Origin of the sequence: Neptunicoccus cionae, from assembly GCF_002860325.1 — a bacterium.
Taxonomy (GTDB): domain Bacteria; phylum Pseudomonadota; class Alphaproteobacteria; order Rhodobacterales; family Rhodobacteraceae; genus Amylibacter; species Amylibacter lutimaris.
On the sequence record NZ_PKOJ01000003.1, the window covers coordinates 114,285 to 136,037 of the forward strand.

Annotated in this window: 18 protein-coding genes; 7 read left to right on the forward strand and 11 right to left on the reverse strand. The window is 56.3% G+C overall.

What is annotated here, in order from left to right; all coding sequences use genetic code 11:
- Positions 1-11 precede the first annotated feature (11 nt).
- Genes C0U40_RS09485 through C0U40_RS09500 form a run of 4 tightly spaced genes read right to left on the reverse strand, consistent with a single transcriptional unit; the run spans position 12 to position 6,398 of the window.
- Positions 12-782 carry a DUF1499 domain-containing protein gene (locus C0U40_RS09485; protein ID WP_219619777.1) on the reverse strand — a complete coding sequence of 257 codons (771 nt, stop codon included), beginning with the start codon at positions 780-782 and terminating at the stop codon, positions 12-14.
- Positions 772-2,130: an efflux transporter outer membrane subunit gene (locus tag C0U40_RS09490; protein ID WP_101655541.1), complete on the reverse strand. Its 1,359-nt coding sequence runs from the start codon at positions 2,128-2,130 to the stop codon at positions 772-774. The genes C0U40_RS09485 and C0U40_RS09490 overlap by 11 nt, the downstream gene beginning before the upstream one ends.
- Positions 2,127-5,234 (reverse strand): efflux RND transporter permease subunit, encoded by a 3,108-nt coding sequence (locus C0U40_RS09495; protein WP_101655542.1) that lies wholly within the window; start codon positions 5,232-5,234, stop codon positions 2,127-2,129. Before C0U40_RS09495 ends, C0U40_RS09490 begins: the two co-directional genes overlap by 4 nt.
- Before the next feature lie 3 nt (positions 5,235-5,237).
- Complete coding sequence (locus C0U40_RS09500; protein WP_286134884.1) at positions 5,238-6,398, reverse strand: efflux RND transporter periplasmic adaptor subunit; 1,161 nt, start codon at positions 6,396-6,398, stop codon at positions 5,238-5,240.
- Between the two features lie 98 nt (positions 6,399-6,496).
- On the opposite strand from C0U40_RS09500, the gene C0U40_RS09505 reads away from it, so the two are divergent.
- Both C0U40_RS09505 and C0U40_RS09510 read left to right on the forward strand, forming a co-directional pair.
- Complete coding sequence (locus tag C0U40_RS09505; RefSeq protein ID WP_101655544.1) at positions 6,497-7,075, forward strand: TetR/AcrR family transcriptional regulator; 579 nt, start codon at positions 6,497-6,499, stop codon at positions 7,073-7,075.
- A gap of 14 nt (positions 7,076-7,089) precedes the next feature.
- Positions 7,090-7,470 (forward strand): DUF7674 family protein, encoded by a 381-nt coding sequence (locus C0U40_RS09510; RefSeq protein WP_101655545.1) that lies wholly within the window; start codon positions 7,090-7,092, stop codon positions 7,468-7,470.
- Between the two features lie 132 nt (positions 7,471-7,602).
- Here the strand turns inward: C0U40_RS09510 and C0U40_RS09515 are convergent, their stop codons facing one another.
- Positions 7,603-9,867, reverse strand: a complete 2,265-nt coding sequence (locus tag C0U40_RS09515) for an adenosylcobalamin-dependent ribonucleoside-diphosphate reductase (protein ID WP_101655546.1) — start codon at positions 9,865-9,867, stop codon at positions 7,603-7,605.
- Positions 9,868-10,025: 158 nt separating this feature from the next.
- Here C0U40_RS09515 and C0U40_RS09520 point away from each other — a divergent pair, with 158 nt between their 5' ends.
- Positions 10,026-10,463 carry a DUF1489 family protein gene (locus tag C0U40_RS09520; RefSeq protein WP_101655547.1) on the forward strand — a complete coding sequence of 146 codons (438 nt, stop codon included), beginning with the start codon at positions 10,026-10,028 and terminating at the stop codon, positions 10,461-10,463.
- An 81-nt stretch (positions 10,464-10,544) separates the two neighbouring features.
- A complete protein-coding gene (locus C0U40_RS09525) occupies positions 10,545-10,700 on the forward strand; it encodes a chitin-binding domain-containing protein (RefSeq protein ID WP_101655548.1) in 156 nt (51 codons plus the stop codon).
- A 36-nt stretch (positions 10,701-10,736) separates the two neighbouring features.
- On the opposite strand, the gene hisG is transcribed toward C0U40_RS09525, so the two are convergent.
- Genes hisG through hisS form a run of 3 tightly spaced genes read right to left on the reverse strand, consistent with a single transcriptional unit; the run spans position 10,737 to position 14,103 of the window.
- Entirely contained in the window at positions 10,737-11,444 is a 708-nt protein-coding gene (gene hisG, locus C0U40_RS09530) for an ATP phosphoribosyltransferase (RefSeq protein WP_101655549.1), read from the reverse strand.
- Positions 11,441-12,547 (reverse strand): ATP phosphoribosyltransferase regulatory subunit, encoded by a 1,107-nt coding sequence (locus tag C0U40_RS09535; RefSeq protein ID WP_101655550.1) that lies wholly within the window; start codon positions 12,545-12,547, stop codon positions 11,441-11,443. The genes hisG and C0U40_RS09535 overlap by 4 nt, the downstream gene beginning before the upstream one ends.
- Positions 12,547-14,103 carry a histidine--tRNA ligase gene (gene hisS, locus C0U40_RS09540; RefSeq protein ID WP_101655551.1) on the reverse strand — a complete coding sequence of 519 codons (1,557 nt, stop codon included), beginning with the start codon at positions 14,101-14,103 and terminating at the stop codon, positions 12,547-12,549. The genes C0U40_RS09535 and hisS overlap by 1 nt, the downstream gene beginning before the upstream one ends.
- Positions 14,104-14,274: 171 nt before the next feature.
- Between hisS and C0U40_RS09545 the strand changes: the two genes are divergently transcribed.
- On the forward strand, positions 14,275-14,466 hold the full coding sequence (locus C0U40_RS09545) for a SlyX family protein (protein WP_101655552.1): 192 nt from the start codon (positions 14,275-14,277) through the stop codon (positions 14,464-14,466).
- Between the two features lie 18 nt (positions 14,467-14,484).
- Here C0U40_RS09545 and C0U40_RS09550 read toward each other — a convergent pair whose 3' ends face one another.
- Positions 14,485-15,702: a bifunctional alpha/beta hydrolase/OsmC family protein gene (locus C0U40_RS09550; protein WP_101655553.1), complete on the reverse strand. Its 1,218-nt coding sequence runs from the start codon at positions 15,700-15,702 to the stop codon at positions 14,485-14,487.
- A gap of 127 nt (positions 15,703-15,829) precedes the next feature.
- Complete coding sequence (locus C0U40_RS09555) at positions 15,830-16,300, reverse strand: Lrp/AsnC family transcriptional regulator (protein ID WP_101655554.1); 471 nt, start codon at positions 16,298-16,300, stop codon at positions 15,830-15,832.
- A 97-nt stretch (positions 16,301-16,397) separates the two neighbouring features.
- Here C0U40_RS09555 and C0U40_RS09560 point away from each other — a divergent pair, with 97 nt between their 5' ends.
- Positions 16,398-17,171 carry a phenylalanine 4-monooxygenase gene (locus C0U40_RS09560; protein ID WP_101655555.1) on the forward strand — a complete coding sequence of 258 codons (774 nt, stop codon included), beginning with the start codon at positions 16,398-16,400 and terminating at the stop codon, positions 17,169-17,171.
- A 53-nt stretch (positions 17,172-17,224) separates the two neighbouring features.
- Here C0U40_RS09560 and dnaE read toward each other — a convergent pair whose 3' ends face one another.
- The gene (gene dnaE / locus C0U40_RS09565) at positions 17,225-20,734 is read right to left on the reverse strand and encodes a DNA polymerase III subunit alpha (RefSeq protein WP_101655556.1); all 3,510 of its coding nucleotides are present in this window, start codon (positions 20,732-20,734) and stop codon (positions 17,225-17,227) included.
- An 80-nt stretch (positions 20,735-20,814) separates the two neighbouring features.
- On the opposite strand from dnaE, the gene C0U40_RS09570 reads away from it, so the two are divergent.
- Entirely contained in the window at positions 20,815-21,597 is a 783-nt protein-coding gene (locus C0U40_RS09570; protein WP_101655557.1) for a hypothetical protein, read from the forward strand.
- Positions 21,598-21,753 lie beyond the last annotated feature (156 nt).

The window sequence follows — 21,753 nt, forward strand, 5'->3', positions numbered from 1 at the left end:
GATCATTCCTTTCAAAATTGGCTTTGAAACGCACGAATACGCTTTGCGTTGACTCCCTGGTCGCTTCGACCCACGCGAGACACACTACGCATGTCAACGCGACTTCCGGAATCCTGAGGGGTGACGACGACGACAACATCGTCAGCGAAATAAAATACAGATGTGCGCGCTGTCGCTTCGAAACGGTAGCGGCTTGCATCGGAAGCCACAATTTCCCATCCCATTTGTCGTGCCACTGCCAAAGCCCGTTCAAAGGCACGGCCCGCCGCCATGTCTGTCTCAAGCGGTCCGATGTCGGGATAGGCAACGGCCTGCGCCTCGGCCAGTTCGGGGCCACCGTATTCAAGCGAATTTCTTGCGCCTTCTCGGGTGTCATCCAACACCTCAAACGCTGGTGGGTTTACAGTGTCGGTGGAAATGTTGTGGATGGGCGCTGCGCGCGGTTTCGGATTCAATTTACCAACTGCCAATGGAGTCAGGCAAGCCAGGCCGATAAGCAAGCCAAATGCACCCGCCAAGGCACCACCCTTTTCTTTGCGCAGCAAGTGAACAACAAGTGCGAGCAAGCCCACACAGGCGATGATTGCACCCAAAGGATTGAAATAACTGCGATAGAGCCCGAAGCCCGTAACCGGCTGCCACAGCCCCAAGCGCGCCCCAAACAGTATCAGGGCAATTACAAGCGCCCCGACAATTGCAACAAATATCGCGATCTTTCCGGTATGTTTCATTTGTCTAAAAGGCCTTTCATTTCCCGAGTATAGCGTTCGATTAATTACCAAGTGGCACTGTTGCTGCGGAACCTGCTCCGGTAGCGATTTTCAAGGTTGCCCAGGCTTGCGCTGCATCGTTCACGGCAGAGGCTGCTGTTATCCTTGCAGAGGAAGTATTGCGGTCCGTTTCCAGCAGATCCAGAAGCGTAATCGCACCGTTGCGGTAGTTTTCCTGTGCAAGCGCGAGGGCACGTCCGTAATCATTGGCCGCTGTTCGCAACAATGCTGCGCGCTGACGGTAACGGGACAGGTTCGATTGGGCGACCTGTACATCCTCGACAGCACCGTTAATCGAGGCGCGCCAAGAAATTTCAGCCTGCTTTGCGGCCGAGAGCTTTGCATCGCGGCTTGCCTTGAGCAGCCCCTGATTAAAGACCGGAAAGGAAAGTTGTGGTCCAAAACTCCACGCATCCGTATTCTCGGTTCGGCCAATTGAACCTGTTAGCGACAAAGATGGATAGAGAGCAGCTTCCGCAACGCCCACTTCCGCAACAGCGGCTGCAAGGTCGGCCTCGGCGCTGCGCACATCAGGACGGTTGCGCAACAGGTCTGCAGGAACGCCTGTTCTTGCGCCGCCAGGAGTCACCAGTTGCGGCGATCCTCTTTCCATCTTTGCTTTGATGGGTCCGGCTGGTTCATTCAGCAGTGTTGCAATGGCATACACATTCGCGTCGAACAGCGCTGCATATTGCGGCAGGCTTGCCTTTGCGGTCGAGAGCAAGGCCTGCGCTTCGGCAACCTCGTATTCTGTCGCGGCACCGGCCTCGAACTGGCTCCTTGTGATATTCACAGTCTCCTGGCGCGTCTTGATCGTCGTGCGATACTGCGCCAGAACTTCCTGATAGTAGCGCGCATCGGAATAAGCAGCGAGGAGTTCGGCCAACCACGCGAGCCGGACCGTTTCAGCCTCCGCCCGTGCAGCTGTCAGTGATGCGCTGGCGGCTTCGCGTTCCCGCCGGATACCACCGAACAGATCAATTACCAAAGACGCACCCAGTTCGCCACTGTCGGTTGTGCTTGTGCCGCTGGTTCCATCGCCGCCGGATTTAATGACAGAGCCGGACAGAGAACCGTCCGCTGCTGCATTTATGCCTGTCTGCCGCAGTTCTGCCTGCGCCTGCCGGATCGCTTCGTTTGCGGACATAACATCAAGGTTCTGCGCCAGCCCGCGGGTGACAAATTCGGTTAGCGTGGCATCCTTGTAATCCAACCACCAACGCTCCGTGGCAATCGCACCTATCGTTTCTGCATTTCCCCCGACAAAACGGGTTTGCATGGAAACTTCAGGGCGCTGGTAATCGGGACCGACAGCACAGCCGGCAACAATAAGACCCATCAGGAGGACGTAAGGTTTCACTGGGCTTTCTCCACTCGGTTACGGAAAATCTCCGTGGTTTTAATGACAGCGACATAGAACACAGGAACCATCAAGATCCCTATCACCGCTGAAAATATGATCCCGCCCAGCATCCCGGTCCCGATGGACTTCTGCGCATTGGCACCGGCACCCGAAGCCAGAACCAGCGGCATGATGCCAAAGCCAAAAGCAAGCGATGTCATAAGGATTGGACGCAAGCGCTGACGGGCTGCGGAGGTTGCTGCTTCCAGCAACGCCCTGCCCTCTTTACGCAGGGTTTCTGCAAACTCGACGATCAGAATGGCGTTCCTCGCGGCAAGGCCGATGGTGGTCAAAAGACCCACTTTGAAATAGACGTCGTTCGATTGCCCGAAATACCATGTGGTCGCCAAGGCACCTAATATTCCAACGGGAACCGAGAGCATCACGGCAAAGGGGACCGCCCAGCTTTCATAAAGCGCGGCAAGGCAGAGAAAGACAACCAAGGCTGAAATCGTATAGAGAATGGCCTCCTGATCGCCCGACAGCCGTTCCTGATAACTTAGCCCCGTCCAGGCCGATGCATAAGAGCCGTCCAGTTCAGCGGTCAGCTGCTCCATCACTTCCATGGCGTCGCCCGAACTGATACCTGCTGCCGCTTCACCGGAAAGCTCCAGAGCACGGGTGCCGCCGTAGCGCGACAGTTTCGGGGTAATGGTTTCCCATTCACGGCTTACAAACGCCGAAAGCGGGACCATTTCAGAACTTTCGTTGCGCACGTACCACTGGTCAACATCATCAGGCTGCATACGCCATTCCGCACCACCCTGAACAATCACTTCCCGAAGGTTATTCCCAAGCGGGAAATCATTGACATAGGTGCCGGAAAATACGGTTGAAAGGATCGTGTTGACGCTAGAGAGCGACACGCCCAACGCTTCCGCCTTCTGCTGATCTATCAGCAGTTTCAAGGAAGGTTCGGTCGCCGCATCATTGCCGCGAAGGTTGGTAACACGCCCGTCCTGCAATCCTTTCGCGACAAGTTGGTCAGCAGCCGCACTCAGCGCTTCCTGTCCGGCGCCCGATTGGTCTACGAGATACATGTTAAAACCCGACGAGGTTCCCAAACCCTGAATGGCTGGCGGTTGCAGCACAAAGATGCTGCCAAGGCGGGACTGAAAGAACTTGCGGTTTGCACGCATCATCAGATCAGCCGCATTCAGACCGGGCCGGTCTTCATAATCCTTCAGGCGGATAAACATCATCCCGTAGTTCTGTCCAGACCCGCTGAAGCTGAACCCGACGTTGGCGAAAACCCCGTTAACAATGTCGGTTTCTTCGGTCATCAGATAGTGTTCGATCTGTTCAATCGTATGCTGGGTCTGCTGAACGGTCGAGCCTTGTGGCAGTTCGATCATAGTCATCAGAACGCCCTGATCCTCTGTCGGCAGAAAGGACGATGGCAAACGGTCATAAACCCAGTAGGACCCCAGACCGACCAGCCCCAAGACCAGAACCATCCGGAATGGACGCAATGAAAATCGCCCGACAACCGATGCATATTTGCCGGTCAGACGGTCAAGACCCGTGTTGAACCAACGCAGGGGAGGCAGCGTTTTCTTGTTGTGGTTCGGCTTGAGCAGCTGCGCACACATTGCGGGCGTCAGGATCAGCGCCACGAAAAGCGACAGAACCATGGCCGAGATGATCGTGATCGAGAATTGCTTGTAGATGACGCCGGTTGATCCGCTCATGAAAGCCATCGGCAGAAACACCGCAGACAGAACCATCACGATGCCGATCAGGGCCGATGAAATCTCGCCCATACTCTTTTCGGTGGCAGCAACGGCGTCCAGCCCTTCTTCTTCCATAACCCGTTCGACGTTTTCAACCACGACAATCGCGTCATCGACCAGCAGACCGATGGCAAGCACCAGTGCAAACATCGTCAGTGTATTGATCGACATGCCAAAGGCCGACAAAACCCCGAAAGTCCCCAGAAGCACCACCGGCACGGCGATAGTGGGAATGATCGTCGCGCGCCAGCTTTGCAGGAACAGGAAGATAACAAGAAAGACGAGAACGATTGCTTCGAACAGGGTTTCATAAACCTGATCGATGGATTCCTCTACGAAAGGTGATGTGTCGTAAGGGTATTCAACCGCCACACCTTCCGGCAGGGCAGAAGACAGATTATCCACAACGGCCCGAACGGCCTCGGCGGTATCCACAGCATTGGCACCTGTTGACAGGTTGACCGCAAACCCTGCCGACGGGTGCCCGTTGAAGCGGCTGACACTGCTGTAGTCTTCCTCTGCCAGTTCGACAGTTGCCACATCAGCAAGATAAATCGCTGAACCATCGGTGTTGGTTTTCAGAAGAATATTCTGGAAATCCTCCACGGTTTCCAATTGGGATTGCGCCGAGAGGGAGACTGTAAACTGCTGTCCTTTGACGACAGGTTGGTCGCCAAGACTGCCCACAGTGACGTTGGTGTTCTGCTCGGAAACCGCTGTGGTTACATCGGATGAGGTCAGTTGATATTGATACAGTTTTTCGGGGTTCAACCAGATACGCATCGCGTATTCGGTTCCGAAGGTATTGATAGAGCCAACGCCTTCTGTACGCTGAACGGCATCTTCGATCGTGCTGCTAAGAATATCGCCGAGCTCGAGGGAAGAATAGCTGTCGTCTTCACTGACAAGAGCACCCACCATAAGGATGGATGACGTGGAGCGGGTGACAGAAACACCCTGGTTCGTCACGCTATCAGGGAGTTGCGATTCCACCAGTTGCAGTTTGTTCTGCACCTGAACCTGCGCCATGTCAGGGTCGATACTGTCATCAAATGTAAGGGAAACACTGGCCGACCCTTCGCTGGAGGTCGAAGTCATATAAGTCAGGCCGTCCAGCCCCGTTAACCCGTCCTCGATAACAGTTGTGACCGAATTCTCGACAGTCGCGGCAGAAGCACCGGTATAGGTTGCGGAAATCCGCACCGTTGTCGGTGCAATGTCGGGATATTGGGAAATCGGCAGGCTGGTCATGCTGTAAGCACCCAGCAGCATGGTCGCGATGGCAAGAACCCATGCGAACACAGGGCGGTGGATAAAGAAGGATGCCATGGATCAATCCTCTGCGGCGGCGGTAGGAGCGTCGCGGCTGATACCATTTTCATCGATGGTCACCGCGACAGGTTTGACTTCCTGCCCCGTGCGGATTGCAGACAGTCCATCCACAATCAGCTGATCACCATTGCTTAACCCTTCGCGCACGATCCACGCATTTTGATAACTTCCGTCATCGTCTATTGTGACCTGTTTGGCTGTACCGTCTTCGCCAACGATATAGGCGGTCAGCTTGCCGGAATTGCCCCGCGTCGCCGCCCGCTGCGGCACAAGATATGCCTGCATTGTGCCAAGCACGATCTCGCCGCGGACAAACATGCCCGGAATGATCACATGCTCGGGATTGTCAAACTCGAACCGGATGGTCACGGTGCCTGTCGTTGTAGAAACACTGTTCCCCGGAGTGACCAGCTGTCCGGTCCCGCGATAAACCTCGCCGTTTTCCAGTGTCAGCGTCGCCTCAAGTACGTCGTTCTGCTTCAGAGTGCCTTCGGCAATGCCTTTGCGCACAGACAGGATGCGCGCGCTGGCTTCCATCATGTCCACATAAATCGGGTCGGACGTTACAATGGTTGTCAGCGCATCCGATTGACCCGCTGTAACCAGATCCCCCACAGAAACAGTTAAGACATCCGCGCGGCCGGAGATCGGGCTCTTCATCGTGGTCCAGGAAAGTTCCGTCTCGGCATATTCCAGTGCGGCCTTGCTGGCATCCAGCGTGGCCTGTGCTTCTGCAAAAGCCGCCTGCGCTGCTTCGACCTCGGCCTCGGTATAACCGCGTCCCGACAGCTGTTGTGCACGCTCAAATGCCGCCTGACTTACCGGCAAGTTGGCTTCCGCAGTGGCGACATTGGCCCGGGCGGTTGCAACAGCGGCGACATAGGACGCATCGTCAATTTTGAACAGGGGATCGCCAACTTCAAGCAACTGGCCGGGCTTGTAGAGAATCTCTTCGATCACACCACCGACGCGCGGACGCACCTCTACATCCTGAGACGCGACAGCGCGGCCCGGGGCCGTCACAATTCGGGGCACTTCCTGCAACTCCACCGCAACAACACCCACTTCGACCGGTCCGGACGGGGGCATCGCACCCGAAGGTGCTCCTTGGGCGGCAAGCATAGTGCCTGACGAAGCCAGCGCGATAGCTGCGCCGATCATTCTTAAAACTCTGGACTTCATCGTTTCTTGATCCTTGACTATCTGGCGAATTTTCTGCTCAATACGAAAACATTGCACACTATGCAAGGATTGCGCAAATGACACTTCCGTTACGAGAGAGGCGGCGCCAGCAAACGGCGCGCGACATCCAGATCGTTACTTTGGAAATGGCGCAGCAGCACGGCCTTGAAAACATCACCACGGACGAAATTGCCTCTGCTGCGGGGATCAGCACGCGGACATTTTTCAATTATTACAGCAACAAGGAAGCTGCAGCGATAGGTGCGCCGCCCCCGTTTCAAGAAGAAAACGTGGAAGCGCTGCGCGAGGGAACCGGATCGCTGGCGACAGATTTGAAACTGTTTCTGGACAACCACATGGAGGTCATGGCGGATGATGAAACCATCATGAAACTTGTTGGAAACGTCATTCGCACCAATGAAAAAGCGCGCGGTATTCTTGAAGGTTTCCTGATTATGGAGCGCCGCGAGCTTACCGAATGCCTGAACCACCGTGTGAAAAACCGCCAAACCGCAGTCGCGCTCGCACATTTCTGCACGGGCACGATAGGGCAAACCATTTTTCTGTGGGAGCACGATCAAAACCTGTCTCTGGGCGCCGCGTTGGACAAAGTCTGGACAGGACAGATGGAGGCAGCGAAACTGCTCGTTATTTAGCGGAGGAACCGGAAATGACCGTCATAGACATGTATCGCGATTTTCGGGAACAGTTTCCCCGGTTGAGCGGCAAAGCCGACGCAAGACACATTAAGGTTTGGGACAGCATAAACGATGAAACCGCGTTCTGCTGGTTTGAAAGTCTGGCCGGAGCGATCAACGACCAAATGACGACCGGACCGCAAACCACTGAACTGACTTCAGTTTTCAGCTATTTTGCAGGCCAATACTCTACCGGCGACGAAGACGTAAATCGCTGCATTGATGCAAGCTTTGTCGAGAACCTGTTCTGGGAGGTCCCCAAAGGTTCTGCCATTACTGCATGGGCCTTACTGCCAAAGCCCATGCAACAGCTTTACATCAATTTCCATGGCCACGCGCCGGACTTGAAATAAGAAACCACGCAGGCAAAACAAGAAAATCGGGCGTTTCCGCCCGATAGACTTCTTAAGCTTGCAAATTGGCTATTCTGACCCGGCCGGTGGCCACTAATTGGTGGTCAGAAGACAACTGAACCCAGCGTTACATCACCCGCATTTGGAGTGGCCGCAATCCAGACAGGTCATGCATCCTTCGACCATCTGCAGGCCCATGCCGCCGCAGCTTGGGCAGCTTTTGCCGCGGGCGGGGCTGTTCATCTGGATGATCTCGGCGTGGGGGTCGGTTTTCAGGTGTTGCCCTTCCCCGTTGATAAAGCCGATGCGGATCATGTGTTCCTCGATCACACTGCCAATGGCGGCGAGCATGGAAGGAATGTATTTCCCGCGCACCCAAGCCCCACCGCGCGGATCGAATACGGCTTTGAGTTCTTCAACCACGAAGGACACATCGCCACCGCGCCGGAAGACAGCGGAAATCATCCGTGTCAGCGCCAGTGTCCATGCGTAATGCTCCATGTTTTTGGAGTTAATGAACACTTCAAACGGGCGACGCTGGCCGTTCTGGATGATGTCGTTGATCGTGATGTAGATGGCATGCTCGGATTCAGGCCATTTCATCTTGTAGGTGTGGCCATCCAGCGCCTCGGGGCGGTCGAGCGGCTCTGCGATATAGACCACATCCGCGCCTGTATCCATTTCCGGCACGGTTTCGGTTTCTTCGGACACACTCAGAACCGAGCCGGTTACATCGTTGGGGCGATAGGTTGTGCAGCCCTTACAGCCCTGATCCCAAGCAGCCATGTAGACCTCTTTGAAATCCTCAAAGGAAATATCTTCGGGGCAGTTGATGGTTTTGGAAATCGAACTGTCGATCCACTTCTGTGCCGCTGCCTGCATACGGACGTGATCCAGCGGGGCCAGCGTCTGGGCGTTTACAAAGTAATCAGGCAGTTCTTTATCGCCGAATTTCTGACGCCACAGGTCTACCGCGTAATCCACCACTTCTTCTTCGGAACGGGACCCGTCGTTTTGCAATACCTTGCGGGTGTAGGAATAGGCAAAAACCGGTTCGATACCACTGGAGACATTGCCGGCATAAAGGCTGATGGTTCCGGTCGGGGCAACGCTGGTCAACAGCGCATTGCGGATGCCGTGCTCGGCCACCAATGCGCGGGTTTCCTCGTCCATCGACACCATGGAGTCGTTGTCCAGAAACGCCTTGGCATCATAGAGCGGGAAAGCGCCCTTTTCTTCGGCCAGACGGGCCGAGGCGCGATAGGCGGCACGGGCAATGCGGCCCATCCAGTCTTCGGTAAGCGCGGCCCCCTCTTCAGAGCCATAACGCGCACCAACCATCAGCAGGGCATCGGCAAGGCCGGTTACGCCCAGACCGATCCGGCGCTTCGCATGGGCCTCAACCCGTTGTTCTTCCAGCGGGAACTGGCTGGCATCAACCACGTTGTCCATCATCCGCACGGCTGTCGCAACCAGTTCATCCAGCGCCTTTTCATTCATCGCGGCGTTGCCTTCAAAGGCGTTTTCAATCAGCGTTGCCAGATTGATCGAGCCGAGCAGACAGGCACCATAGGGCGGCAGCGGTTGTTCGCCGCAAGGGTTGGTGGCGGCAATGGTTTCACAGTAATTAAGATTGTTCTTCTGGTTGATCCGGTCGATGAAAATCACACCCGGTTCGGCATAGTCATAGGTGGATTGCATGATGCGGTTCCACAAATCCCGCGCCTGAACTGTCTTGTAAACCTTATCGCCCCAAATCAGGTCCCACGGACCGTCAGCTTTCACAGCTTCCATGAAAGGATCGGAAACCAGCACCGAGAGGTTGAACATACGCAGGCGCGCGCTGTCCTGCTTTGCGGTGATGAAATCTTCTACATCGGGGTGGTCACACCGCATGGTTGCCATCATCGCGCCACGGCGGGAACCGGCGGACATAATAGTACGGCACATGGCGTCCCATACATCCATAAAGGACAGCGGGCCGGACGCATCCGCCGCAACGCCCTTAACTTCGGCCCCTTTGGGGCGGATCGGCGAGAAATCATACCCGATTCCCCCACCCTGCTGCATGGTCAATGCAGCTTCTTTCAACATATCAAATATGCCGGCCATGCTGTCGGGAATCGTCCCCATCACAAAGCAGTTGAACAGGGTCACGGAACGCTCTGTTCCCGCACCGGCAAGAATACGACCCGCAGGCAGGAACTTGAAGCCCTCCAGCGCATCGTAAAAACGGTCTTCCCAAACGTCAGGCTTGTCTTCCACCTTGGCCAGCGCGCGGGCCACACGGCGCCAGCTGTCCTCTACGGTTTCGTCGATCGGTTTGCCCGATGCGTCTTTGAAACGGTATTTCATATCCCAGATTTGCTCGGCAATCGGAGCAGAAAAAGAGGTCATATCAGTAAGCCTTGTGTTCGGTCGCGTGTTTGTATGGCGGAGCCCCGTTCCTAGATGGTGCGTCACGAGGCGTCAAACGATTCTGGGCCGCTATTGCGCTTTCGCCCGCAAAGGAATCGCTTTAATCTGGCGTTAACCATACTATATCTAGCGATACCATGTCAAAATCACACATCAACTTGATCAAGCTTTGCGTCGGCATCGACAGCTATGAGGATCTGGAAACCGCAATCGCGCTGCGGGCGAAAGCCGGCGGGCGGGACTATCTGTCCAGCCATGTCACCCGCATGTGGCCCAAACAGGAAGCGGCCTTGCTCAACGGCGGCTCGCTTTACTGGGTGATCAAGGGCTTTGTACAGGCGCGCCAGAATATTGTGCGACTGGACGAGGTTACAGGGGCCGACGGGGTTCGCCGCTGTGCCATTTTGATGGAGCCGAAACTGATCCGTACTTCCAGTGCACCGCGCCGCCCGTTTCAGGGTTGGCGCTACCTCAAACCGGAAGATGCGCCAAGCGATCTTCCGGATTCCCGCAAATCCGACGACGAACTGCCCAAGGAACTGGCGCTGGCTTTGGCGGATATCGGCCTGCGCTAGGGCAGACTTCGGAGACCTTTGAGGTTTTCGTCGAAAGACATCAAAAAATCTGCTATGCTTTCAGCATTAGGAGGTTTGAAGATGAAAACAGTTCTACTTGCCACCCTGTTGACGCTGACACCGGCACTGGCTTTCGCCGCCGGCTGCAACGGTTCCCATGACACGGCTGCATCCTGTCCTTCTGGACTAACCTGGGATGCTAAAACCGGCAGTTGTGTGGATCAGGCGTCCAGTTAAGCATCCCGCGCAGTAACGCGGAACACTTGAAGACCCTTAGAAGGGCTTTTCGGCCCAGCCACAGCTTTTGGCAAAACCGCCCCACGCAGACAGCGCAACGGCGTCCCATTCGGCTGCCTTACTGGCAAACATCGTGGCTTGGGATTTCAGGATCAACCCGTCAGAAAGGATACGCAAGCCATTGGCCCGCAGGGTGTCTCCGGTTGAGGTGATATCCGCAATCGCCTCGGCTGTCAGATTCTTGACCGTGCCTTCGGTTGCGCCCTGACTGTCCACCAGTTGATAGTCTGCCACGCCTTCTCCGCTCAGATAGCGGCGGACCAGCCCGTGATATTTGGTGGCAATCCGAAGGCGGAAGCCGTGATCGGCGCGAAACTGCGCTGCTGCGGCATCCAGATCATCCACGGTTGTCACATCAACCCAGCAGTCAGGCACAGCAATCACCAGATCTGCATGACCAAAGCCGAGAGGTTCGACCTCGGCCACGATATCGGACCAGCGGGGCATTTTTTCGCGTACAAGATCCGTGCCTGTCACCCCCAGATGGATGCGTCCTGCAGCCAGTTCTTTAGGAATTTCACCTGCCGACAGTAAAACCAGTTCCACATTATCCACCCCCAGCACCTGACCGGCATATTCGCGGTCCGATCCGGTACGTTGCACGGTAATGCCATGCTGTGCGAACCAGTCGATGGTCTTTTCCTGCAACCGCCCCTTGGACGGAATTCCCAGTTTCAGGCTCATAATGCGCCCTCCTGCACAGCCACAAGAGCTTCGGGGCGGATCACGCCCCCTACTGCGGCGATGGAACGCCCCTGCCCCAGTACACGGGTCAGCGCGTCATAACGCCCGCCGCTGGCCACCACCGGCAGATCGGAACGATCCGGTGCGGTAAAACCGAAGACGAAACCGTCATAATATTCCATGGAGGTCCGCCCGAAGGAGACTTCAAACGGCAGGGTGTCCACGTCCACGCGACGGGCGGCCATAGCCTTGAGACGGTCTTCCATCGCGTCTGCCGGCGCCTGAAGCGCGGGGAAGCTGGAAGCCATATCACGCAGCTGTTCAAGGGCCGCAGTAGACGTGTCTTTCAGTGCAAGAACCTGTTCCAGCATTTGCACTTCTTCGGAAGAAACCGGCGCAGCAGCGCTGTCCTGTTGTAACACCGCGATACGGGCCAGAACCTCCTGTTCAGAGCGCAACCCCTGCGGTGTTCCGGCCTGTTCCAGCACCTTTTCCGCTCCGAGTTCCGCAACCTGCGCCAGCAAGGCTGTGCGGGTTTCAGGTGGCGGCGTCATCCCGCCGTAACGTTCCAGCAACCGCACAAAGCGCACCGGCCGCCAGACATGACGGCGCAGCGCGGCGCGGCGGCGGTCCGTGGTTTTCAGCCCGTCGACGGCAGCCAGCAAAATCCCCATATCGCCCGTTGTCACCTTCAGCGGATAGCCTGCCAGCATACCGGAAAACATCGCGAAAACTTCGGCATCGGCACCGGCAGGATCGGTGCGGTCGAACAGCTCGTAGCCGACTTGGGTAAACTCCGCGGGACGACCGCCTGACTGTTTGCGCCAGACGTTCCCGTTATAGGTATATCGCGCCGGTTCCGCGCCCTCGGACATATGGCGCTGCACGATGGGCACAGTAAAATCGGGCCGCAACATCTGTTCACCCTGCAAGGGATCATGGGTCACATAGGCCCGTGCGCGAATATCCTCGCCGTAAAGATCCAGCAACACATCCGCAGGCAGCAGGCTGTCTGTTTCCACCGGCAAGGCCCCCGCCGAAACAAACCCCGCCGAGAGCCGGTCGGCCACTTCCTTGATGCGTGCGCGTCGGTCGTTTTTCATCACTCCGCCGCCCGTGCGATCATGGCTTTGACTTCCGCAACCAGATCAGCGCGCGCGATTTCCTTTTGCGCAGGCTGGGCTTTCCACTCTTCGGAGGTTTCAATTTCTGCCGCCAGTCGCGCGCCAAGAGCCAAATCCTTGATCTGCACCACGCCGCGATCCTTTTCGTCGCCGCCTTCGATCACCGCGACCGGGCTTTCGCGCTTGTCGGCGTATTTCAACTGGTTGCCGAAATTCTTGGGATTGCCCAGATAAACCTCAGCGCGGATACCCGCATTGCGCAGCTCAGCCACCATCGCCTGATAGTCCGACATGCGGTCGCGGTCCATCACGGTCACAACCACCGGCCCTTTGGCTGTGCTGTTGATCCGCCCCTTTTCCCGCAGCGCCGCCAGCAGACGGTCCACACCGATCGACACGCCGGTTGCAGGGACTTCTTGTCCGGTGAAGCGTTTGACCAGATCGTCATAGCGCCCGCCCCCCGCAACAGAGCCGAACTGCCGCTTGCGGCCCTTTTCGTCGAGGATTTCGAAGGTCAGTTCAGCCTCATAAACAGGGCCGGTATAATAGCCAAGGCCGCGCACTACAGAAGGATCGATCACGATACGGTCGGGTCCGTAACCTTGGGCTTGAAGTAAAGCAGATATTTGCTCCAACTCATCAACCCCTTCCAAACCAACCGTAGAGTTGGCCACGACGAGATCTCTAAGTAATGCAATAGTTTCACCATTGGTAGCTTGCTGGGCGTTCAGAAACGACAAAACAATACTAGTCTGATCGTCACTTAGTCCGACTCCATCAATATAAGCGCCTGAGGAATCTAGCCGCCCTTTACCAAGCAGTTGTCGAACCCCGTTTTCACCTACCTTGTCAAACTTATCTATCGTCCGCATTACGTTTTCACGTATCGAGGTAACGTTCATTTTAGTGACGTTTTCTTCGATCTGTTCTTTACTTACCGCTGGGTCTTCTAGTTCAACTTGCTCTGACAGCCCCATCAACTCCAGCACACCATCCAAAACCTTCCGGTTGTTCACACGGATGATGTAGTCGCCGCGCGGGATGCCGACAGCCTCTAGCGTGTCGGACAGCATCGCGCAGATTTCTGCGTCCGCTGCCATGCTCGCCGTGCCCACAGTATCCGCATCGCATTGATAAAACTGGCGATAACGCCCCGGACCCGGCTTTTCGTTGCGCCAGACCGGACCCATCGCAAAACGGCGGTACGGGGACGGCAGATCATTGCGGTTCTGTGCATAAACGCGGGCCAGCGGCGCGGTCAGATCATAACGCAACGCCATCCAAGAATCGTCTTCGTCTTGCCACGCAAACACGCCTTCGTTGGGGCGGTCCACATCGGGCAGAAACTTGCCCAGCGCCTCAACCGTTTCCACAGCCGAAGACTCCAGCGGATCAAACCCGTAGCGATGATACACCGCCGTGATTTCGCGTAGCATATCGTTACGCTCAACCACTTCAGCCCCGAAATAGTCGCGAAACCCTTTGGGCGGCAGAGCCTTAGGGCGTTGAATTTTCTTTTTCTTGTCTTTGGCCATCGGATCAATCCTAATTTCGGCTCACCCGATAAAGGAAAATCCGTAAAGGGACAAGCAACAGGCAGGGTTTAGCCACCGCTTTACAGGAATTTACCCAAAAGGCTATCCCGCCACCGCATCGATCCCGCCTTTTCCAATTGTTCACCTGCGGGATTGCAGGTAAAATACGGTATGACTGATGAACAAAAGATAACACTGCTGGAAGAGCGGTTGGCCCATACCATCAAGGCGGCAGACGATCTGTCGGATGTGGTGGCGGATCAGGCCAAGCGCATCACCCTGCTGGAAAAACAGATGGCAGCATTGTTGGAACTGGCGCGGGACCAGTCACAGGGCGAAGGCTCTGTCACATTTTCGGACTAGCCTCCGCCGCACTGGTAATCAGGCCAGCGCCGTCGTTACATTGATCTCACTCTCCAGCGTCCGGTGAACGGGACACTTGTTCGCGATCTCCAGCAAGGACTGGCGTTGGTCCTCGCTCAGATCCCCTGACAGGGTGATACTGCGTTTGAACTGGTCAACCTTGCCTTCGGTGGTCACACAGGTGGCACAGGCGCTCGCGTGGATCTTGTCATGGGTTACTGCAACACTGACGTCGCTGAGTGGCCAGCCTTTTCGCCGTGCATACATCCGGATGGTCATGGAGGTGCAGGCCGCCAACCCCGCAGACAAGAGGTTATAAGGCGACATACCCAGATTGCTGCCGCCATAGGCTTCGGGTTCATCCGCAAGGATATGGTGGTTCGGTCCAGCCGTTACATCCTGAAGAAACCCTTCCGGATCGGCCTCGTCGCTGCGCACCACCCCTTCAGGCGCGCCAATCGGGGCGGCAGGACGGCTTAGCCCCAGATACCGCCCCGCCCATGACGCAATCACCTCGGCGGCATAGTCCGCATCCGCGCCGTCACTGATCAGATGGTCTGCATTATCCAGCGTCACAAAGCTTTTGGGGTGTTTTGCCGCTTCGAAAATCTGCGAGGCGTTTTCAATCCCGACCGTCTGATCCATTGGCGCATGCAGCACCAACAGAGCGCGCTTCAGTTTCCCGATGGCTTCTGCAAGATTGATTGCAGACACATCCTGAACAAACCCGCTGCGAATGGTGAACGGGCGCCCGCCAAGAGACACTTCCGCTGCGCCGTGCTTTTCGATTTCAGCCAGGGACGTGCCGAAATTATGCAGCACATGTGCCGGATCAAAGGGCGCACCAAGGGTCACAACCGCCTTTGCACTGTCGATCTGTGCAGCCGCCCGCAGAACCGCAGCGCCGCCAAGAGAGTGGCCGATCAGCAAACCCGGTGCCCGCAAGCGCTCCTCCAATGCCTTCGCTGCCAGAACCAGATCCTGCACGTTCGATGTAAAATCCGTGTTAGAGAACTCCCCCTCGGAATGCCCCAATCCGGTAAAGTCGAACCGCAACACGGCAATCCCTGAGGCGGCAAGCCTTTGGGACAATCGCCGCGCTGCCGGAATATCCTTGGAGCAGGTAAAACAATGGGCAAAAACCGCCGTCGCCAGCACCCGCCCTGCCGGAAGATCCAGACGGGCGGCCAGTTCCTCACCGGAATGGCCTGTAAAGGTAAATTTCTCGCTCTTCATCACATGCTCTCCTTGGATCAAGGCATCAAAACATCCTGTAGCCCCCGAAACAAGCGCAAGCCCCCGCCGGTCGCGTTGATGTGACAATCGGGGACGGGTGTTTCACACTTTCCGAAACCCGCACAGGTTAAAGCGGCAGTTCCGTCGTGTGCTTGATCTCTTTCAGGACAAAATTAGACACAACCGTTTTTACCAGATCACTGCGTAACAGGTTATGGCTCATGAAGTTCTCGTAAGCCTCGACATCTGCAACCCGCACCTTGATGAAATAATCCGCCGAACCGGAAATCGCATGACACTCGAGAATTTCGGGGTGGCTGCGCACCATAGCGATGAACCCGTCTACAGCCTCTTGCGTGTGAGAGCGCATCCTGATTTGGGCAAGCACACACAGCCCCAACCCAGCCTTCTTGGGATTAAGCAGCGTCACCCGCCGGTCAATCAGGCCGAGGCCTTCAAACTCCTGAATTTTGCGCCAGACCGTGCTTTGGGCCATTCCAACCGTCTGGGCAATCTGTGCCAGAGACCGACCCGCATCTGACTGCATGGTCCGCAATATTGCCTTTTCCTGATCAGAAAATTCCAAAACATCGCCCATAACTGAAAAATCCAACCAAAACTCTAGTGATCCTGCCCGACTGTGGCAAGTTTTTTCATTCCAACAGGCCTAAGCTGTTGGAAACAAGGAGACACCTATGGCCTATGCTTCAAAACTTCCCGACGAAACCGGTTTTTACGACTACACCGCAGACGAACAATTAGTCTGGGGCGAATTATTCGACCGCCAGATTGCCTTTTTAAAGGGGCGTATCTGTTCCGAGTATCTGGAAGGGGTCGCACTGCTGGGGCTGAAGGCCGCAAGCGTGCCGCAATTGCGTGAGGTGGACAAACGGCTGGGAGAGTTGACCAATTTCGGTGTTGAAGGCGTGCCGGCCATCATTCCGCCAAGCCAGTTTTACACCCTGCTGGCAGATCGCAAGTTCCCCGTAGCCACCTTCCTGCGCCGCCGCGAGGATATGGATTATATTGAAGAACCCGACCTGTTCCACGAAGTCTTTGGCCATTGCCCACTGCTGACCAATCAGGCCTACACCGATTTTATCGAAGCTTTTGGCAAGATCGCGGTGGAGCTTGGCAAGGGCTATCGCTGGCACCTGTTCCGTCTGTTCTGGTTCACCATCGAGTTCGGCATGATCAACACGCCAGACGGGCTGCGCGGCTATGGTGCAGGGGTGGCAAGTTCTCCGTCCGAAGCGGAATTCGCCTGTTCGGGCAAGGCGGTCTACACGCCAGCGGACCTGATGACCATGCTGCGCACCCCCTACCGGATCGACATTGTGCAACCGCAGTATTTCGTAATCGACAGTTTTGAAGACCTGCCCAAGTTGTTGGAAACAGACCTGAAGACGGCAATTGACGAGGCCAAGGCGCTGGGGGATTTACCGGCGCTGTTTGAAAAGGCTGCATAGGGCGGGATTTGAGTATTTGGGGAACATTGAAGCGGGTAGCCCGATGTTCCCCTTTAGAATTCCTCAACCAGTTGCACGCCGGGGACGTGTTTCAGGGCGCCTTTGATTTGCGGGTTCAGCACATATTCCTGTTTCAGCGCGATTTCCACCTCACCGGGGAGTTCGGGGTGCATCAACACCAGATGCACAGGACCGCGACTGCGCGGATTGCCCCCCTTGCTGGCTTCTTCCAGTCGGGTCGCGACCGAGCCGATGGCGGCTTCTTCCCCGATATAGACTTTCAATCCCATTGACGCCGCGTCCGCCACGGCTGCATCCACGGCCTGCGCTCCACGGCAGAGCAGTTTGAGCTGGTCCGCCTCCATCGTCGCCTCAACCGTCAGCACCACGTTTTCACCGGGCATCAGCATGTCGCGGAATTTTTCCAGTGTATCGGAAAAGACTGTCACTTCGTAAAGGCCGGTGGGATCGGAGCATTGCACGAAAGCAAAGCGGTTGCCGCGTGCGGATTTGCGTTCCTGTTTGCCCGAAATGGAACCGGCGATTTTTGCGGCAACAGCACCGCCACGGGCCTTTTGTTCCAGTTCCGCAAGGGTCAGGACATTCTTGCGTTTCAGCGGACCAAGGTAATCATCCAGCGGATGCCCTGACAGGTAAAAGCCCACCGCCTGATGTTCCTGTGCCAGCCGTTCGGTGGGCAGCCAGTCTTCGGGCATGGGCAGGCGCGGTGCGGGCAGGTCTTCGCCGCTGTCCCCGAACAGACCGCCCTGTGCGCTGTTCTTTTGTTCGTGGGTAGAGGCGGAATAGGCCACCAGCGCATCAACACTTTCAAGGCATTTGCGCCGGTTTGCATCCAGTTGATCAAACGCGCCCGAACGCGCCAGCATTTCCATCGGACGTTTACCGACCCGTTTCAGATCAACCCGCCGTGCCAGATCGAAGAGATCCTGAAACGGACCGTCCGCCAACCGCGCGTCCACGATCAGTTTCATCGCCTCGCCGCCAACGTTTTTCAACGCGCCCAGCGCATAATGGATCTTACCTTCGGACACGGAAAATGTCGCCAGCGACTGGTTCACACAGGGGGGCACCACGTCGATTTTCAGACGGCGCTTGGTTTCCTCGATAAAAACGCCAAGCTTGTCGGTCAGATGAATATCGCAGTTCATGACAGCGGCCATGAATTCTACCGGATGGTTCGCCTTTAGCCAGCCGGTCTGGTAGGACACCACCGCATAGGCCGCCGCGTGGGATTTGTTGAACCCGTAGTTGGCGAATTTATCCAGAAGGTTCCAGACCTCCATCGCCTTCTTCTTGTCCACACCGTTCTTGGCCGCCCCTTCAAGGAATTTGGGCCGCTCGGCGTCCATCGCTTCCTGAATTTTCTTACCCATCGCACGGCGCAGCAAATCCGCGCCCCCGAGGGAATATCCCGCCATTTCCTGCGCGATCTGCATCACCTGTTCCTGATAGACGATGATACCTTGGGTTTCATCAAGGATGTGGTCGATTGAGGGATGCAGTTTGTCCCGTTCCGAGATGCCGTTCTTCACCTCGCAGAATTTGGGGATGTTTTCCATCGGGCCGGGCCGGTAGAGCGCCACAAGCGCGATAATGTCTTCGATACAGTCCGGTTTCATGCGCCGCAGCGCATCCATCATGCCGCTGGATTCCACCTGAAACACCGCAACCGTGCGCGCATCCGCATACAGTTTGTAGGTCTTCTCATCATCAAGCGGGATCGCCCCGATGTCCCCTTCAGCCCCTTCGGGCGGTTCATAAAGCTGGGTGCCATCCGGCCCGATGTGCAGCGGCCGCCCCTGCCCTTCGATCAGGTCCATCGCGTTCTGGATCACGGTCAGGGTTTTCAGACCCAGAAAGTCGAATTTGACCAGACCGGCCTGTTCCACCCATTTCATGTTGAACTGGGTCGCAGGCATGTCAGAGCGCGGGTCCTGATAAAGCGGCACGAGTTCGTCCAGCGGACGATCCCCGATCACCACACCCGCCGCGTGGGTCGAAGCGTTACGCAACAGCCCCTCGACCTGTTGGGCATAGGTCAGCATCCGGTCTACGACCTGTTCGGCCTTAGCCTCTTCGCGCAGACGCGGTTCATCGGCCAGTGCCTTTTCAATGGAAACGGGTTTCACCCCTTCCACCGGGATCAGTTTTGACAGCCGGTCCACCTGTCCGTAAGGCATCTGCAACACACGCCCGATGTCGCGCACCGCCGCCTTGGACAGAAGCGCACCGAATGTGATGATCTGGCCCACTTTGTCACGGCCGTATTTTTGCTGCACATAGCGGATCACCTCTTCACGGCGGTCCATGCAGAAGTCGATGTCAAAGTCGGGCATGGACACACGTTCGGGGTTCAGGAACCGTTCGAACAGCAACGAATAGCGCAGCGGATCAAGGTCCGTCACCGTCAGGGCATAAGCCACAAGGCTACCCGCACCGGACCCCCGCCCCGGCCCGACCGGAATATTGTTGTCCTTTGCCCATTTGATGAAGTCCGCAACGATCAGAAAGTAGCCGGGAAAGCCCATACCCTCAATGATGTCGAGTTCAAAGTCGAGCCGCTTCTGGTAATCCTCAACGCTGGCTGCATGGGGGATGACGGCAAGACGGGCCTGCAAGCCCTCATTGGCCTGCCGGCGGAGTTCCTCCACCTCGTCATCGGCAAATTTCGGCAGGATCGGATCACGGGTTGTCGCGCGAAAGCCGCAGCGCTTGGCAATTTCGATGGTATTTTCGATCGCCTCTGGCACGTCTGCAAACAGTTTGGCCATTTCATCCGGCGTCTTGAAATAATGCTCCGGTGTCAGTCGGCGACGGGGTTCCTGCTGGTCCACATAGGCCCCGTCCGCAATGCAGATCAGCGCATCATGGGCGTCGTACATCTCGGCCTTGGGAAAATAGACGTCATTGGTCGCAACCAGCGGCAGGTCCATCGCATAGGCGGTTTGTACGAAAAAAGGTTCGGTCGCCAGTTCCGCAGGAGTACCCTTCGCACCGTTTTCGGGATGGCGCTGCAATTCCACGTACAGGCGGTTCGGGAACATCCCCGCCAGACGGGTTAGCAGCGATTTCGCCGCATCCACCTGCGCATCCTGCACCAGTTGACCCACCGGCCCGAGCGCCCCGCCCGTCAGACAGATCAATCCTTCGGCGTGGCGGGTCAACTCGTCCAACGTGATATGGGGAAGCTGGTCGCCGCTCTCGAGAAACGCGCAAGAGTTCAGCTTCATCAGGTTGAGATAACCAGTTTCGTTCTGTGCCAGCAGGACAATGGGACGGGGCGCGGGTGTTTTGCCGCCCAATTGTGCCGCTGCTGCATAGGCCAGATCCATTTGACAGCCCACAATCGGCTGGATACCCGCCTTGGCCGCCGTTTCGGAAAATTCCAGCGCGGCAAACAGGTTGCCGCTATCGGTGACAGCCACCGCCGGCATACCGGCTTTGGCGCACATATCGGGCAGTTTCTTAACCTGAATCGCCCCTTCCAGAAGGGAATAGGCAGAGTGCAGTCGAAGGTGGATGAATCGGGGAGGTGTGCTCATTCCGACACCCTATCGCAGCTTGCAAAGGGGCGAAAGCCGTAGCACAATGCCCTCAGAAAAAAACAAGAGCCGAGCAGCCGATGACCTGTCTATTCACCAAGATTTATGGCGAGCGTAATACAGGTGCCACCTACCTGTCCAAACTGGTAAACAAGAACTTCGCAACCGACCTGTTACGCGGTGATTTCGGCGTGGACAAACGGGTCATGCGGCTGGTGTTGCAGCAGTATAAACCCAAACTGCGCCCGGCAGAGGCAAACCGGCTGCAGGACAAATACCACGAACGGATTCTTTATTCCGATTTTGGCCTGAAACACGCCGCTCCGCCCGTCGATGTGATCCGCGCCGCGCCCCATGCGCAGGACACTTTGTTCCTGCTGATTACAAAACATCCCGTGTTCTTCCTGTCCTCCTTGCACAACCGACCGGAAAACCCGCTTTGGTCCGCAGACGACATGGCCTTCGACCAGTTCCTGACCACACCATGGCCCCTGTCAGAACGGGACAATCTGGGGGAAAAGCCGCTTGAAAGCCCGATCGAACTCTGGAACCGGAAGATGCGCGGCTATGTGGATCTGATGGAAACCGCCGAAAACGTAATTCACATCCGCTACGAAGACCTGCTGTCGGATTTCAACGAAACCCTGAACCGGATCGCGGAATACATTCCCGCAACCTCCAACGGCTACACAAATGTCCGCCGCTCCATCAAAGCATCGGATAATTTGCGGTTCGAAGATTACGCCCGCCGCTACAAATACCACAAATTGAAAGCGGATTACAAAAAGCGCGATCTGGAATTTATCTACCGTAAAGTGGATGCAGATGTGATGGCTGCGCTTGATTACCGGACAGTTTTGTAGCGCATTCGCACAGTTTTTTAGCAGTTTGTGTTTTGCCGCCAAAACCCTGACAGACTTTCAACGTTTCGTATAAAATCACTCGCAAACCTTTGATAAACGGTTTAATTACGCGGTTCGAAAGGTGTAAGCCACCGGCAACGGCGACGCTCCGGCAAG

What these genes read in the sequence shown, in the direction of transcription:
- C0U40_RS09520 (WP_101655547.1), top strand. Translation starts at nt 10,026, where the DNA reads ATGTCAAAATCACACATCAACTTGATCAAGCTTTGCGTCGGCATCGAC.
- C0U40_RS09570 (WP_101655557.1), top strand. Translation starts at nt 20,815, where the DNA reads ATGACCTGTCTATTCACCAAGATTTATGGCGAGCGTAATACAGGTGCC.
- C0U40_RS09500 (WP_286134884.1), bottom strand. Translation starts at nt 6,398, where the DNA reads ATGATCGGCGCAGCTATCGCGCTGGCTTCGTCAGGCACTATGCTTGCC.
- C0U40_RS09505 (WP_101655544.1), top strand. Translation starts at nt 6,497, where the DNA reads ATGACACTTCCGTTACGAGAGAGGCGGCGCCAGCAAACGGCGCGCGAC.
- hisS (WP_101655551.1), bottom strand. Translation starts at nt 14,103, where the DNA reads ATGGCCAAAGACAAGAAAAAGAAAATTCAACGCCCTAAGGCTCTGCCG.
- C0U40_RS09535 (WP_101655550.1), bottom strand. Translation starts at nt 12,547, where the DNA reads ATGAAAAACGACCGACGCGCACGCATCAAGGAAGTGGCCGACCGGCTC.
- C0U40_RS09495 (WP_101655542.1), bottom strand. Translation starts at nt 5,234, where the DNA reads ATGGCATCCTTCTTTATCCACCGCCCTGTGTTCGCATGGGTTCTTGCC.
- C0U40_RS09525 (WP_101655548.1), top strand. Translation starts at nt 10,545, where the DNA reads ATGAAAACAGTTCTACTTGCCACCCTGTTGACGCTGACACCGGCACTG.
- C0U40_RS09545 (WP_101655552.1), top strand. Translation starts at nt 14,275, where the DNA reads ATGACTGATGAACAAAAGATAACACTGCTGGAAGAGCGGTTGGCCCAT.
- hisG (WP_101655549.1), bottom strand. Translation starts at nt 11,444, where the DNA reads ATGAGCCTGAAACTGGGAATTCCGTCCAAGGGGCGGTTGCAGGAAAAG.
- C0U40_RS09560 (WP_101655555.1), top strand. Translation starts at nt 16,398, where the DNA reads ATGGCCTATGCTTCAAAACTTCCCGACGAAACCGGTTTTTACGACTAC.
- C0U40_RS09550 (WP_101655553.1), bottom strand. Translation starts at nt 15,702, where the DNA reads ATGAAGAGCGAGAAATTTACCTTTACAGGCCATTCCGGTGAGGAACTG.
- C0U40_RS09555 (WP_101655554.1), bottom strand. Translation starts at nt 16,300, where the DNA reads ATGGGCGATGTTTTGGAATTTTCTGATCAGGAAAAGGCAATATTGCGG.
- C0U40_RS09515 (WP_101655546.1), bottom strand. Translation starts at nt 9,867, where the DNA reads ATGACCTCTTTTTCTGCTCCGATTGCCGAGCAAATCTGGGATATGAAA.
- dnaE (WP_101655556.1), bottom strand. Translation starts at nt 20,734, where the DNA reads ATGAGCACACCTCCCCGATTCATCCACCTTCGACTGCACTCTGCCTAT.
- C0U40_RS09510 (WP_101655545.1), top strand. Translation starts at nt 7,090, where the DNA reads ATGACCGTCATAGACATGTATCGCGATTTTCGGGAACAGTTTCCCCGG.